The sequence below is a fragment of the Nocardia yunnanensis genome (assembly GCF_003626895.1).
Lineage (GTDB): Bacteria > Actinomycetota > Actinomycetes > Mycobacteriales > Mycobacteriaceae > Nocardia > Nocardia yunnanensis.
The window spans coordinates 1603927-1618029 of sequence record NZ_CP032568.1 but is presented as its reverse complement, the minus strand read 5'-3'; the positions used below and the strand labels follow the sequence as shown (position 1 = coordinate 1618029).

General features: G+C 67.2%; 17 protein-coding genes. 7 read left to right on the top strand and 10 right to left on the bottom strand.

What is annotated here, in order from left to right; translation table 11 throughout:
- Nucleotides 1-7: 7 nt before the first annotated feature.
- The 4 genes from D7D52_RS07400 to D7D52_RS07385 form a co-directional block, all read right to left on the bottom strand.
- The gene (locus D7D52_RS07400) at nt 8-550 is read right to left on the bottom strand and encodes a thiamine pyrophosphate-binding protein (protein WP_120735637.1); all 543 of its coding nucleotides are present in this window, start codon (nt 548-550) and stop codon (nt 8-10) included.
- A 124-nt stretch (nt 551-674) separates the two neighbouring features.
- On the bottom strand, nt 675-1397 hold the full coding sequence (locus tag D7D52_RS07395; protein ID WP_120735636.1) for a GntR family transcriptional regulator: 723 nt from the start codon (nt 1395-1397) through the stop codon (nt 675-677).
- Nucleotides 1398-1484: 87 nt separating this feature from the next.
- Entirely contained in the window at nt 1485-2834 is a 1350-nt protein-coding gene (locus D7D52_RS07390; protein WP_120735635.1) for an MFS transporter, read from the bottom strand.
- Between the two features lie 196 nt (nt 2835-3030).
- A complete protein-coding gene (locus D7D52_RS07385) occupies nt 3031-3405 on the bottom strand; it encodes a hypothetical protein (RefSeq protein WP_120735634.1) in 375 nt (124 codons plus the stop codon).
- Between the two features lie 296 nt (nt 3406-3701).
- On the opposite strand from D7D52_RS07385, the gene D7D52_RS37615 reads away from it, so the two are divergent.
- Nucleotides 3702-3959: a hypothetical protein gene (locus D7D52_RS37615; protein WP_162958199.1), complete on the top strand. Its 258-nt coding sequence runs from the start codon at nt 3702-3704 to the stop codon at nt 3957-3959.
- 15 nt (nt 3960-3974) lie between these two features.
- On the opposite strand, the gene D7D52_RS07380 is transcribed toward D7D52_RS37615, so the two are convergent.
- Entirely contained in the window at nt 3975-4325 is a 351-nt protein-coding gene (locus D7D52_RS07380; RefSeq protein ID WP_120735633.1) for a hypothetical protein, read from the bottom strand.
- 118 nt (nt 4326-4443) lie between these two features.
- Nucleotides 4444-5811: an ABC1 kinase family protein gene (locus tag D7D52_RS07375; RefSeq protein WP_120735632.1), complete on the bottom strand. Its 1368-nt coding sequence runs from the start codon at nt 5809-5811 to the stop codon at nt 4444-4446.
- A 181-nt stretch (nt 5812-5992) separates the two neighbouring features.
- On the opposite strand from D7D52_RS07375, the gene D7D52_RS07370 reads away from it, so the two are divergent.
- A complete protein-coding gene (locus tag D7D52_RS07370; RefSeq protein WP_120735631.1) occupies nt 5993-7543 on the top strand; it encodes an acyl-CoA carboxylase subunit beta in 1551 nt (516 codons plus the stop codon).
- Nucleotides 7544-7576: 33 nt separating this feature from the next.
- Here D7D52_RS07370 and D7D52_RS07365 read toward each other — a convergent pair whose 3' ends face one another.
- Together D7D52_RS07365 and D7D52_RS07360 are read right to left on the bottom strand one after the other, a co-directional pair.
- Nucleotides 7577-8977: a lipase family protein gene (locus tag D7D52_RS07365; RefSeq protein WP_120743892.1), complete on the bottom strand. Its 1401-nt coding sequence runs from the start codon at nt 8975-8977 to the stop codon at nt 7577-7579.
- Between the two features lie 204 nt (nt 8978-9181).
- Nucleotides 9182-10015 (bottom strand): acyl-CoA thioesterase domain-containing protein, encoded by an 834-nt coding sequence (locus D7D52_RS07360; RefSeq protein WP_120735630.1) that lies wholly within the window; start codon nt 10013-10015, stop codon nt 9182-9184.
- A 158-nt stretch (nt 10016-10173) separates the two neighbouring features.
- Here D7D52_RS07360 and D7D52_RS07355 point away from each other — a divergent pair, with 158 nt between their 5' ends.
- The 3 genes from D7D52_RS07355 (at nt 10174) to D7D52_RS07345 (ending at nt 11631) form a co-directional block, all read left to right on the top strand.
- On the top strand, nt 10174-10713 hold the full coding sequence (locus tag D7D52_RS07355) for a hypothetical protein (protein ID WP_246023675.1): 540 nt from the start codon (nt 10174-10176) through the stop codon (nt 10711-10713).
- A gap of 91 nt (nt 10714-10804) precedes the next feature.
- Complete coding sequence (locus tag D7D52_RS07350) at nt 10805-11050, top strand: hypothetical protein (RefSeq protein WP_162958198.1); 246 nt, start codon at nt 10805-10807, stop codon at nt 11048-11050.
- Between the two features lie 332 nt (nt 11051-11382).
- On the top strand, nt 11383-11631 hold the full coding sequence (locus D7D52_RS07345) for a hypothetical protein (protein WP_033089065.1): 249 nt from the start codon (nt 11383-11385) through the stop codon (nt 11629-11631).
- Nucleotides 11632-11723: 92 nt separating this feature from the next.
- Here D7D52_RS07345 and D7D52_RS07340 read toward each other — a convergent pair whose 3' ends face one another.
- Together D7D52_RS07340 and D7D52_RS07335 are read right to left on the bottom strand one after the other, a co-directional pair.
- Nucleotides 11724-12611 carry a helix-turn-helix domain-containing protein gene (locus D7D52_RS07340; protein WP_120735628.1) on the bottom strand — a complete coding sequence of 296 codons (888 nt, stop codon included), beginning with the start codon at nt 12609-12611 and terminating at the stop codon, nt 11724-11726.
- Nucleotides 12612-12697: 86 nt separating this feature from the next.
- On the bottom strand, nt 12698-12928 hold the full coding sequence (locus tag D7D52_RS07335) for a DUF397 domain-containing protein (RefSeq protein WP_120735627.1): 231 nt from the start codon (nt 12926-12928) through the stop codon (nt 12698-12700).
- Between the two features lie 449 nt (nt 12929-13377).
- Between D7D52_RS07335 and D7D52_RS07330 the strand changes: the two genes are divergently transcribed.
- Both D7D52_RS07330 and D7D52_RS07325 read left to right on the top strand, forming a co-directional pair.
- On the top strand, nt 13378-13575 hold the full coding sequence (locus tag D7D52_RS07330) for a hypothetical protein (protein ID WP_246023674.1): 198 nt from the start codon (nt 13378-13380) through the stop codon (nt 13573-13575).
- Between the two features lie 191 nt (nt 13576-13766).
- A complete protein-coding gene (locus D7D52_RS07325; RefSeq protein ID WP_120735626.1) occupies nt 13767-14060 on the top strand; it encodes a hypothetical protein in 294 nt (97 codons plus the stop codon).
- Nucleotides 14061-14103 lie beyond the last annotated feature (43 nt).

The window sequence follows — 14103 nt, the reverse complement described above, 5'->3', positions numbered from 1 at the left end:
CGCACGATCAGGCCGCCTTTCCATCGGTGTTCCAGAAGTGGGCCAACACGACCGCGGGCCGGAAGGTCATGCGCGCGTGCACGCCCGCCTCGGTGACGACCGCCTCCCAGTCCGAAGCGCCACTGCGCCTGTCGATTTCGAAGACCTGCAACCCCAAATCGCGCAGCAGGGCGGGCGCGTACTGACTGAAGGCGTGGATCATCGAGTTGTACTCGCCCAGCCCGCCGCGGGTGTTGGCCACGATCAGCAGCGGTAGATGATAGGCGGCGTTGAAGGTGGTGAGGGCGGTCAGCGCATTGCCGAAACCGTTGTCCTGCATGACGATCGCGCCGAACTTCCCGGCCAGCGGCAGCGCGCCCAGCACGCCCGCCGCCTCCTCCTCCCGGGAGAGCGGGAAGACGGTGCGGGAGCGGCCGGCGGTGCCGCCGCTGGTGTTCACTAGCGCGGAGATGACGGGCGCGACGCTGACCGAGGGAACGTATCCGACCAGATCGACCTGCGCCGCCCAGATCCCCCGCGCGACCGACGCCGCATACGAAGTGGGGTCCACAGCATGTCCTTTCACAGGGACCAACTGCCGAGTGGCAGTTCAATAACCACTCACAACATACTAATGAAGTCTAGTAGCATGCAACTGGTTGACAGAAGTTAGCCGAAACGGATTCCGGGCTTGTTCAGTAGGTGATCTGCTCGCCCTCGGGCACCGAGACCGATACCCAGCGCCGCCATTCGGCCACCAGGCCGCGGTCGTTGTCGCTGCTGTGCGCGACGAGCAGATCCCCCGAGCGCACCAGATGCTTGCGCATGGCGCGTTCCGCGCCCGCGCCGTCGCGCTGACGCAGCGCCTCGATGATGTCCCAGTGGTCGCGCAGGGCGGTCTCGACCGGCTGGTAGCGCGGCACACTGTGGCGTCCGTCCAGGGTCAGCGTCTGGCGTAGTTCGCGAACGGTCTTGGCCAGCCGCAGATTTCCGCTCGCGGCCAGAATCAGTTCGTGCAGCCGCTCATCGGCGGCGAAGTACTCCGCGCCGCCGTCGGCCAGCCGCTCCATGATCCGGTACTCGGTGAGCATGGCCTCGTCGTCGCGCGCGGTCATCACCGCGGCCGCACTGCGACACGCGGGCGGCTCCAACAGCACTCGCATGCTGCACAGCTCCACGATGCCGCGCCCGTCCTGCCCCACCACCCGCGCGCCGCGATTGCGTTCGATGCGCACCAGGCCCAGATCGGCCAGCTTCAACAGCGCCTCGCGCACGGGAGTCCTTGACGCGCCGAACATCTCGCCCAGTTCGCGCGAGGAGTAGAGCACGCCGCGCTCGAGCCGGCCCTGCCGGATGGCGTCGCGAACCGCCTCGGCGATCACCTCGGCTTTGCTGTCGGCCGGCACATCCTGCGACACGGGACCTCTTCGGGAGAGCTACGACGGAACGCCCGCGGCGGGACGCCACGGGCGAGTGTCGAGCTTAATCGGTGCCCGGACGCGGGCCTACGCGCCCACGCCGGGCACGGGTTCGCCCACCGATATCCGGCGCCCGCGCGCTCGCACCGCCACGGCGGCCAGCACCAGCAGCGCACCGACATTGGCCAGGATCATCACCCCCATGGCCAGACCGGTGTCCCCGTGCGAGGCGTCCTGAATCCAGCCGAAGGCGTAGGGGCTCACGAAACCCGCCGCATTGCCGAGCGAGTTGATCAACGCGATGCCACTAGCGGCGCCGACCCCGGCCAGATACGACGTCGGCACCGCCCAGAACAGGGGTTTCGCGGTCTGCGCGGCCATGGTCGCCACCGTGATCGCGGCGAGCGCGACCGCGGGCGCCGACAATTCGGCCGCGGTCACCGCGAAGGCCACCACCGAGATGGCCAGCGCGATCAGCACCGGACGCGACGACCGCTCGTCACGGATCACGCGACCGGTCAGGAACATACAGATCGCGGCCAGCAGGAACGGCACCGCCGAGAGCCACCCGATCTGAAAACTGCTCAACCCGTGCCCGGCCTGCTTGATGACCGAGGGCATCCAATAGGTGAGCGGGTACGCGCCGCACAGCAGCAGGAAGTAGGCCGCGCACAGCGCCACGACCCGCTTGTCCTTCAGCGCGGCCCGATGCCCGGCCGGCGCGCGCACCGCCCGTTCGGCCTCCTCGGCCGCGAGAAGACCGGTCAGCCAAGCCTTTTCGCTGTCCTCGAGCCACCGGGCCCGCTCCGGCGAATCGGTGAGGGTCAGGAAGAACAGGACGCCGAGCACGATGGCGGGCACCCCGCCGACGACGAACACCCAGCGCCAGCCCGACAGTCCCAGCGCGCCGTCGAAGGCGCTCAGGATCCAGCCGTTGAGCGGGCCGCCCAGCACGCTGGCCAGCGGGATCGCCACCATCACGGTGGAAATCACCTTGGCGCGCTGGGCATTCGGGTACCAGCGGGTGAGGTACACGATGATGCCCGGGAAGAAGCCCGCCTCTGCCACGCCGAGCAGGAAGCGCAGCACGCACACGGTGGTGAAGTTGGGGGCGAAGGCGGTCGCGGCGGCGATGATGCCCCAGGTCACCAGGATCCGGCTCAGCCAGATCCGGGCGCCGACCCGGGTCATGGCGATATTGCTGGGCACCTCGGCCAGGATGTAGCCGACGAAGAAGATGCCGGCCACGAAGCCGTACTGGGTGGCGCTCATCCCGAACGCCTTGTCCATGCCGAACTTGGCGAAGCCGATATTGATGCGATCGATGTAGCTGACGATGTACCCGACCACCAGTAGTGGCACCAAACGCACCGTCACCTTGCGCAGGACGCTGGCGCCGAACGGTGAATCCTCTGGTTCGCGGACGACTTCGTCCATTGTTTCCTCCATGGACCTCGAACCGGCACACCCGCTTGCTGATGTGGCATGCCTTACAGCGTGAGTAGCATGCTACTCACGCTGTGACGCGGCCCACAAGGGTTTCCTCCGAACGGACCTCAGACCCGGACGGCCGAGGGCAGGTGCTCCCACACCGCGGCGGCGGAAAACCTTAGTCGCTCAGCGGACCTGAGTTTCACTTCGATCGGGCGTAGGTGAATCGCGCACTGTTCTCATCGAGGGATCGGAAACTCGCGACCTGCGTTCCGGGCGCCGGGCATGCGAAAGTCACGCTCTTGACCATCGATGTCGGGGCGCCGCCGCCGGTCATTCGCAGGGTGGCCGAGAATCCACCGGACGGAATGACCGCGTAAATCCCCTCCCCCGTTCCGGCGCGACCACCGCGGAATGCGATGCCGCCGGCGCCGTCGAAAGTCAGCACATTCGCCGAATCCTCGGCCGCGGTGAACTCTCCCCGATAGTCCCCCAGCGCCGCCCCGCAACCGCCGATCCCCGCCGCGAGCGGCGCCTCGACCGTCACCGCCGCGCATACCGCCACCGTGAGGGCCATGCCCGCAGCGATCCTCGAACCCGGTCCAACGGTCATTCCGCTCCCTCCCGAGGTACTCGTACCCGGGCAGTCGACCGCAGAACCGGACGAAACTCTCGCCGACACACCAATTCGTTATCGAAACGTGCGCTGGCGCAGGACATCAGCCATTGATCTGAAACATCCGCATCCGACCGATTAGTTTGCTTGCCTCACAAGCGAATTCACACTTCTGTACAGATGATCAGCAGGTCGCGACATTCCGGGCGCACATGCTTCCCACGAATTGCGTTGAGCTGGTTGTACCGTCGTTCACCATGACACGAAAGAAAGCCATCGGCCTGCTAGTCGGTGTGTTCGTTTGTGCCACCGTATTCACCCTCAACCCCTCGGCTGCATGGGGCTCCGGCGAAATCGGAGCGCCGCCCGCCGCACCGGGCGCGGCGGGCCCGGGCGCCTCGCCGCACGCCTCCACCCCGGCCGGCAGCGGCCCGGGCGCCGGCGCACCGGTCGTCCCCGAAAGGATCGTCCCGGTTCCGCCGCCCAGCGGCGGATTCCTCTGCCCCACCCCGTGATTCGCCCGTCGATGCTCAGGCCGCGAGCGCGGACGACAGCCCACGCAGGGCGGCCTGAGCATCCTCCACATCGACCACCACGCGGGTGATCTCCGACCCCGCCAGCTCGATCAACACGGCCCGGCCGTCGAACCGGGTGTCCCAGAATTCCTTGCGGCCTTTCCCCCGGAAGATGCCCGCGGCGATGACGCCCGGGAAGAAGGTGCCCGGCGCGCGCACCCACGGCGGCCGCAGATCCACCGGCGCGGGGCCCAGTCGCTTGATCTGCGACAGATCGAAACTCACATGGTCACGCAGCGCCAGGAAGCGATGGGTTCCGGTGACCCGCACGGTCACGGTGGTTCCGGTGACGTCCAATTCGACCATTTCCGCACCTCACACGTTCGCCCGACACTGTCTCCCTCCACAGTGCCGGGCGATTCTGGTCGAAGCCTGAGGTTTTCCTGGCCGTTCTCTCAAGCTTCGAGGCGCGGTGTCGTCGTGATCAGTCGATGGGCAGGGTGACGTCGTTCTCGGCGGCCTTGGCGGCCACCTCGGCCGGGAAGATATTGCGGAACAGGTACAGGTCGCGGCCGAGCTTCCAGCCCGGCGCCAGCGCCACCGCGTACCGCTCGAAATAGCCCAGCTGCTTGCCCATCAGCACCAGCTGCTGCGGCCCCGAGGCGCCCCGGCGCTTGCCGAACTCGAGCAGCCGCGCCGACACCACACCCAGATCCAGCTTGTCGAGGCTGCCCGAGAGCACCGGACCCAGCGCGACCGCCAGCTGCCGCCCGATGGTGGCGTCGTCGCCGCTGTCGTCGGAGACCAGATCCAGGGCCCGCAAAGCCCGCGCGACGGGACGGAAGTCGTTGTCGATGGCGCTGGCGAAGAACAGCGCGCGCACGAATTCGCGCCACTCGTCCTGCATGCGGCCGACGATGCCGAAATCGAGCATCGCCACCCGGCCGTCGTCGAGCAGCCACAGGTTGCCGGCGTGCACGTCACCGTGGAAAAGGCCATGTACCGCAACCGATTCCATCCACGCCTTGACCAGTCGGCGAATCAGCAGTTCGGGTTCGGGATGCGCGGAACGGATGTCGTCGAAGCGGTCCAGCGGCATGCCGCGCATCCGCTCCATGCACAGCACCCGCGGCGCGGTGTAGTCCCAATAGACCTCGGGCACAGCCACATTCGTATTGTCGCCGAAGGCGGTGAGGTTCTCGCGCGCGCGGGTCTGGTTGTCGGCCTCGATGAGGAAGTTCAGCTCGGCGACCGTCGCCTCGTACAGATCCCGCACCACCGCTTGGGTATTGGCGACGCGCGCGTTCTCCGACCGCTTCTCCAGGGCGCGGGCCAGCCGCATGGCCGCGCGCAGATCCACGATCATGCGCCGCGCGATCTCGGGGCGCTGCACCTTCACCACCGCGGGGCGGCCGTCGGCCAGCACGCACGCGTGCACCTGCGCGATGGAGGCGGCCGAGAGCGGCTCGTCGTCGAATTCGCGGAACAGCTCGGCGATGGGCTTGCCCAGATCGGCCTCGATGATGGCGCGGGCGTCCGCGGCCGGGAAGGGCGGGACGTCGTCGAGGCAGCGCAGGCAGGCGTCGGCCAGCTCGCGCGGGAAGGCCCCCGGGGACGAGGCGATGAGCTGGCCCAGTTTCACGAACATCGGGCCCAGCGTCTCGAAGCCGTCCACCACGCCCTCGGCCATCGCGCGCTTGCGCTTGGCCGGGCGCAGCCCGCCGCGCACCACGCTGCTCACGACCGAGCGGCCAAGCACCGCACCGACTATGGCGGTCCGCCGCCATTCCGAGAACCCGAAGGTGTCGAGGTCGGGCCTGATCACCTCGGGCGTCCCCGCTCGCACAGTCATAGGTGAGCTCACGCGCCGCAGTGTATCGCTGACCGTGCTAACACCGCGGCACAGGTTACCGACACGTTCAGTGGTTCGCGATCGAGGTCGCACGGTACCGTGGGCGGTCGAGTCGCGATCCGGCTCGGCACGGGCGCGATCGGGCCCGACTCGATGTAGGCGGAAAGGCAAGACCGAGGTAATGACGGGTACAGCGGAAAAGCTGGCGGAACTGCGCAAGCTCCTGGAGATCGCCGAAGAACCCACCGGCGAGAAGGGTATCCAGAAGCGTCTTGCCAAAGGCGTCGCCAGCGCCCGAGAACGGGTCGACATGCTGGTGGACCCGGGCAGCTTCGTCGAGATGGGCGCGCTCATGCGCTCGCCCGGCAACCCCAACGCCCTCTTCGGCGACGGCGTGGTCACCGGCCGCGGCACCGTCGACGGCCGTCCGGTCGTGGTCATCTCGCACGACTCCGGCGTGCAGGGCGGGTCGGTCGGCGAGACCTTCGGCCGCCGCGTCCGCATCGCCATGGAATTCGCCTACAACAACGCCTGCCCGGTCGTGGTGATCAACGACTCCGGCGGCGCCCGCATTCAGGAGGGCGTCACCGCGCTGGCCTGGTACGCCACCATGTGCCGGCTGCAGGAGGACCTGTCGGGTTACGTGCCGATGGTCGCGGTCATGTTCGGCAAGTGCGCGGCGGGGTCGGTGTACGGCCCGGTCAATATGGACGTGATGATCGCGACCGACGACTCCTACATGTTCGTCACCGGTCCCGAGGTCATCAAGGGCATCACCGGTGAGGACATCAGCGCCGAGGAGCTGGGCGGCGCGGCCGTGCAGGCCCGCAACGGGCTGCTGCATCACGTGGCCAAGTCCGAGCGCGAGGCGCTGCAGTGGGCGCGCGAGTACCTGGGCTATCTGCCCAGCAGCTGCCTCGAGCAGCCGCCGATCGTGAACCCGGGCCTCGAGCCGGAGATCACCGACTCCGATCGCGAACTGGACCGGATCATTCCGGACTCCGATCGCCAGGGCTACGACATGCACGAGGTGCTGCTGCGCCTCTTCGACGACGGCGCGTTCCTCGAGATCCAGGAAGCGGCCGCGCAGAACCTCATCACCGGATTCGCCCGGGTGGACGGCCATCCCGTGGGTGTGATCGCCAATCAGCCCATGGTGCTGGGCGGTGCGCTGGACGCGGCCTGCTCCGACAAGGGCGCGTACTTCATCCGGCTCTGCGACGCCTTCAACATTCCGCTCGTCTATGTCGTCGACACCCCCGGCGTGTTGCCGGGTGTCGAGGAGGAGCGCAACGGGGTCATCAAGCGCGGCGGGCGCATGTTCCGCGCGCTCATCGAGGCGACGGTCCCGATCGTCACCATCGTGACCCGCAAGGCGTACGGCGGCGGCTACGCGGTGATGGGCTGCAAGGAGCTCGGCGTCGACATCAACTTCGCCTGGCCGACCGCGCGCATCGCCGTCATCGGCGCGGAGGGCATGGTGACCGTCACCGGGAAGAAGACCCTCGCCGCCACCCCGCCCGAGCAGCGGGCGGCCGTGCGGCAGCAGATGGTGGACTTCTACAACGCGCTGCTGGACAACCCGTGGGTGGCGGCCGAGCGCGGCTACATCGACGCGGTCATCGAACCCTCGGCCACGCGGCTCGAGATCCGTAAGGCGCTCAAGCTGTTGCGCGACAAGAACGCGGTGCGCAAGCACAACCCGCGCAAGCACAACCTCTTCCCGATCTGACCCGGCCCTCTCGGGCAGATCGGTTGCCCGCGTTCAGCATTCGTTGGGCGCGGGAATGCCTCGCAGGCGTTGGTCGAGCCAGGACAGGGATTCGGGGTAGCCGGTGACGGCGCCGATGAAGTGTTCGCCGAACACGTGGCGGTAGACCGCCGGCACGCCGAGCGAGCACTGTTCGCGGTAGAGGTTCTCGGCGCCGACGGCCGGGACCCAGATCTCCTGGTCGCCGTTGTAGATGTACAGCGGCACCGGGGATTTCTTGCCGTCCATGCGGGTGACGGCGTAGATCTCGTGGGCCAGATCGCTGTCGAGGGCGTCGGGCATGTCGGCGACCGCGTCCACCGGCAGCTGCAACACCCCTGGCGCGGAGAAGACCTCACTGCATTCGCTGTTGAGGAACGACACCGCCACCCATTCCGCCAAATGGTTCATGTGCGCGAGGATTTCGGGCCGTTCGCGGCCGATGCCGAACACCGCGCCCAGAAACACCCCGGAGGCCAGATTGGCGTTCATGGTGTGCGCCAGCAGACTGAAATCCGCGGGCACCCCGCCCATGGCCGCCCCCACCACCACGCCGGCCAGTTCGGGCGCGTACTCCGACATCAGCTTCACCGCGCCGTTGGTGGCGATCGCCCCGCCGGAATATCCGATCATGCCGAACTTGCTGTCGCCCAGCTCATCCGGCAGCGCGTAGCGCACGGCGCGGATGGAATCGAGGACGAGACGGCCGGCCACGACCGGGTCGGCGTAGGCCATGCGCGGGCCCTCGTGGTCGGTGATCAGCACGGCGTAGCCGCGCAACAGGGCCAGCTGGGTGGTGGGCAGAATGTAGCCGGTGAAGTTGGAGGCGCGGGTGAACCCGTGCGCCATGGTGTAACTGGGGTTGCAGTCGCGGCCGAGCGCATCGATCGGCAGATTGTTCACCACCACCGGCCGCTCCCCCGGCCCCGGCCAATCCCCCTGCGGCAGCACCAGACTGGCGATCCCGTAGGACGCCTTGTCGTGAGAATCGTTGCTGCGGTACTTCACTTGCAGCACCTGCCGCACCGGAACGATCAATGTGGGTGCGGCGGTGCGGGTCACGTCGCGGACCTCGACGATGCCGCCCGGGTCGTAGCCGTCGAGCCGGTCGGGCCAGTCGTCGACGAACGGGTCCCCGATGGCGGCGGGCATGACGGCCGCGCGCAGCGCCGCGAGATCCGGTGACAGATCGGCGGTGTCGATCAGGGGCGAGTCCGCGGGCGCGGGCGCCAGCGGCGGGGTGGGGATCACCTGATCGACCCAGTGCTGCCAGAGCCCGGGCAGGCTGGGCAGGCCGGGCGCGGCGGGCGCCGCGGGAGCGGCCGGTGCGGCCGAGGGTCCGCCGATGTCGGTGGCAGGTGGTTGCGCGAATGCCGGTGCAGCACCGTATCCGACGATCGCAGCGCATCCGATCATCAAGGCACCGGCGATATTTCGCAGGCGACGCAGCACAACACCCCCACGCTTCGGATTTGTCGGCGGTCCGGGCAGTCAGCTCCTCATCTCACGCGCGCGAGCCTACGGGGACCGACCCGCCCGACACTCCGGACTCGCGGGTTCGAAGCCACATCGAGACCGGTCCGTGCCCTGACGGCCGCTTTCCGCCCCCACGGCCGTTTTTCACCGCCGGCGGCGCATCACCATGTCGAGTTGCGCGGTGCTGATCTGGCGTCCCGCATTGGACACGGAGGTCACCATGCAGCTGCCGAACGACCCACCCCGGTCGAACAGCGTCGCCACCCCGACCGCCATGCCGTGTTCGCTGAAGTGGCTGTCGGCCTCGACGCCGATCTCGGTGCCGAGCGGCTGGCGCGAAAGGCCCAGCGTCATATCGGTATTGATGAACCCGATGCCCTTGTCGCCCCAGTTGGTCATCATGCTGGTCGCCTCGGCCACCACCGCGACCCGCACGAACGGGGTCAGCTCCTCCCCGGTGATCACCCGAATCGGATTCTGCCAGGTCCGCTTCCGCCGGTTGTTCTCGTGATCGGTGGGCACCGAGGACCACCGCGGGGAGTCCTCGCCGCTGTCGAACAGCGGCAGCTGCGGCAGCGGCGAGGCCGGCGCGGCCTCCAGCGCCGGCGGCCGCGGCTCGCGCTCGCGATGCCACAGCTCCCCGGGCGGCTGCTCATCGGGCCGCAGCAGCACCGTGGACGCCCGCGCGGCCACCTTCCCGCCCTGCACCACGCTCACGTCCGCGACGCGAATCCGGCGGCCGTCGCGCACCCGCGTGGTCGGGGTGGTGGTGTGCTCGAAGCGGGCCGCGCTGAACAGGTCCACGGTCAGGCGCACCGGCACGAAACCGTCGGTGGCGTGCGCGCGCTCGAGCTCGCGGGCCAGCAAGCCGGTCAGGGCCGGGCCGACCACCTGGGCCGCGGACCACTGGCTGGCCGCGTACGGGGTCGGGAAGAACCCGCCGTCCACTGCGTCGAAATACGCGGGCACGTCCGCCATGGCATCGGCTCCGTCCACTCTGGTTGATCGATCCACTGTTTCCACAGCTAACACAACACTGGAACACGTCCCAATTCGGGGTCCGGTGGGCGGGCACGCGACAGCGCGCCGCGAGGGCTCGCAATGACAGGTTCGCAATCGGGCCGGGCAGATTCGAAGTGGGTCGCGAAGGGTACGTCTCCGGTGTGGTCTCCACGATCGAGCGGATGCTCGGCACCCTCACCCGCACCGTGCACGTGCTGCGCGACAACGACATTCCGTGTGCCTTGACCGGCGACTGCGCGGTGTACGCCCGCGGCGGCCCGCTCAGCGAGGTCGGCTCCGACGTGGAGGTGCTGGTGCGTCCCGGTGATGTGGCGCGGGGACTGCGGGTGCTGGCCGAGGCGGGGCTGCGGCCGCCGCGGCCGGTCTCCGACGAGGTGCTCGCCCGCGCGGAGCGCCTGCCCATCGGCGCGACCGCGGCGCCGGTGATCACCGTCTCGGATCTGCTGGTGGACGAACTGGCCGTGGCCGATCCGAATCGGCTGGATTTCACCCGGCTGCTGCATATCGCCCGCGAAATGCGCGCACAGGTCGATTGGGCGCGCGTGCGGGCCGGCACGGCGGCCTCGCCCTATGCCCGCGCGTTTCTCGACCTCCTGGACGATCTGGGCATCAGTGACGGCCCCCGCGAACGCGGTTCGGCAGCCGCGTTGTGAACACGGCTGTACAGCTGTGGGATTCGCCTGTAGGCACTCGGGTATCCGGGTGGGATAGTTTCTGCATACCCCGGAGAAAGGCCAGCGGATGATGCCTGTCGCTCCGAAAGCCTGCGCGGACGAACACAACTTACCCGGCCCGATTCTGGCCGCCGCCGGAATCGTCGCGATCGCATTGGCTTTGACCGCGGTCGGCTACGGCTCACTCACCTGGAGCGGGCTGTGCGCGCTCGCGAGTGTGCTCTGTCTGCGTTTCGGAATCGGCCTGATGGTGCTCGAACATCGGCGGGCGAAGGCCGAGAAGTGGGGAGAATCCGCCAGTCAGAGCGGAATTTGATCTTCAAACGCGGCCGATTCGATCTTCCGCAAACGCCTGGAAAAAGCGGAATCGCGCAGTTGCCCGCGTCCTTTCGTTCGGAAGTACCTGGGCAGCCCCGTTCGGCCTGGTTACAACCTTTTGCCAACCCCGGTTTCGCAAACTCATAGCATCCCGAAAAGGGCTCTGACGCTGGGAATTCGATGTTGCAGATGTACTTGCATCTGCGCAATGCACGGTCATAGACTCGTCGTGCAAGGCACCAATAAGGGGACAACCAGAGAGCCGAGCGGTGAATCACCGGCGATTCTTCGCCCACGGTTAGCCGTCGGCCTGGCGTCAGGGGCGTTCGAATGAACCAGCCAATCAACCTCAGCCGACTCGGGTTTGCCGACAGAAGTCAGCCGGAGCAAACCTATTCACGTGAGACGGCAACCGCTTTCGTCATCCGCCAGGTCGAATCCACTGGAGCGGCCACTCGGTATGATTTCGACATCGAGCGGATCGTCACCACGGCACATGCCATGGTGAACGACTGGGACCTGCATACCATGCAGCCGGAGGCATTTTGGCGTATCGCCTCCAGTTTCATCAGGCAGTAATCCCATTCCGGCCGCGCCGCAGACCGACTCGTCCGATCTACGGCACGCTGATAGGGGCCCCGAGAGGGGCCCCTTATCCGTATGCGGGGACCTTAATCCAGGTCCGCAGCTATCCGCGCCAGCTCTTTGCGGGTGCGCTCCGGCGGCTCCGCCTGCACGCTCAGCTGATCCATGACCTGGCGGTAGAGCTCCAGATCCTGTCGCCGATCCAGGTACAGCGCACTCGTCAGCTGCTCGAGGTAGACGATGTCGGGAAGTTCCGGCTCGGCGAAGCGCAGCATCGTGAACGAACTGCCCGCTGCCGCATGCCCGCCCGCGGCATACGGCAGCAACTGAATGGTGATGTTGGGGCGCTGGGACAACTCGATCAAGTACTCGATCTGCCCGCGCAGGACCCCCGGCCCGCCCACGGGACGGTGCAGCACCGCCTCGTCGATCACGGCCCAGAAGCTGGGTGCGTCGTCGCGGGTGAGTAGCTCCTGGCGGCGCCGGCGCAGCGAGACGCGGCGTTCTCCATCCACATCGTGCCCGAGGGCTACGACCGAGCGGGCGTAGTCCGGGGTCTGCAGCAGACCCGGGACGAGCTGACCCTCATAGGTGCGAATGGATTTCGCCGCGTGCTCGAGACCGAGATAGGTTTCGAACCAGGACGGCAGCAGATCGCTGTAGCGATGCCACCAACCCGGCTGGTTCGCCTTGCGAACCAGATCCAGGAACTGATCGAGCTCACCGGGATCCTTAACGCCGTACAGCGACAACAGATCCCGGATGTCCCGTTCCTTGAATCCGGTGCGCCCGAGTTCCAGGCGACTGATCTTGGCATGGGACCCGCGGATGTGTTCACCCGCGGCCTCCCGTGTGATACCGCTCTGTTCCCTCAGTTTCCGTAGCTGACTGCCGACCGCGATACGCAGTGCGGTCGGGCCACGTTCGGCGACAGCGGAATCCGCCCGATCGTGGGCAACGGGTTCTGCGATCATGGGGTCCACTCCGATGTTCGGGTTTGCCGTCAGTGGACTCACAACCGTATGTCGCGAACCACCGCGCCGATTGCCAATGCTACCGCTCAGCGCGCGAGGTCGTCGAATTCTCCGCTCTTCGCGCCGCGCAGGAACGCGTCGATCTCCGGGCGGGTGTACACGATCAGCGAGCCTTCCGGGTCACGCGAGTTACGCACCGCGACCTGCCCGTCGGCCATCGGGGCCAGTTCCACGCAGTTCCCACTGGGGTTGCTGAAGGTGCTCTTGCGCCACAACAGATTCGAGCGATCGAAGGGGGTTGCCGAGATGTCCGTCATTTCCGACTCCTTGCCAGTACCGCCCGCAGACGGTGGTTCCAGTACTTGCAAATGTTCGATCAGGTGTACTTACAGTTGCAACCGCAAGCACGACGATAGCACGCAGATTGCCCGGTATCGATGGCCCGGAGTCGGCACATCCTTTGCAACACAACAGCTTTGATCTTGAACAGGCGAAAGCCCAAGCGAAGTTGCGAAGTTTTTCGGACAATTCCGGCCCGTCGGTCCCGTCTATCCGATTAGTCGCTCGGCTACCGGCCCGAAAAGTCACGTGACGCCGAAATGCCGGATTCCAAACGCGCAGTTACCTGCGACGAGCGCTTGCCGGCCCCGCGCCGACACCGGCCGGGGGGCGATGACACCGGATGCGAGCGTGCAGATGTGCTTGCATCTGCACGATCCGTGACCCTAAACTCGGTGCACCATTCCCCATCGGCCAGAGGCATCCAATGACGCAGATGCTCGTCCGTTCCACCGATTCCACCGCCGGTCACCGGGCCGATATCGCCGCCGACTGCGATATCGAGCCGCGTTCGCTGACCTATCGTCAGGCCCGCGCGATCCTCCGCGCGCACGATCAGCACTTCGCGTGCCGGCAGTATCTGGCCGCCGTAGCGTACCTGTCGGCCGACAACGACGTGGACTGAGGACCGCCCGCCGCGAAAGCGTGTCGTGCGCAAGGTTGCGTTCGCGCCGCATGCGTCAGGCGGGCCTGCACACCGTCTCCCCTACGGGACGGGCCGCGCTCGGGTTCCCTTGTCCAGCAATCACTTGCGTGCCGGTGGGTGCGGCGGGTACTCCGGATGGAGGAACTGCCCCCACGTGGAAGAGCGCCGAGATGATGCTGACAGCCACTCATGAACTGCTCACGCAGATTCAACACGCCCAGATCTTCAATCCGACGCCCGAGACCCCGCCGGTCGCCGACAAACTGCTGCGGCTGGTCCGCTATTTCACCTGGTTCATCCTGCTCTCGGGCGTGCTCGCGATCATCTACGCCGGCGGAAAGTTCGCGTGGGAGAAGTGGAACGGCGGTGCGTTGACCGCCCCGAAGCAGGTGGCCGGCGCGCTCATCGGCGGCGTCGTGGCGACGAGCGCGGGCACCATCATGAACGCGGTGATCGGGTCCTGAAGCCGTTGCGCGGGCGCTGAATTCGTGTCCAGGGGGGTTGTCT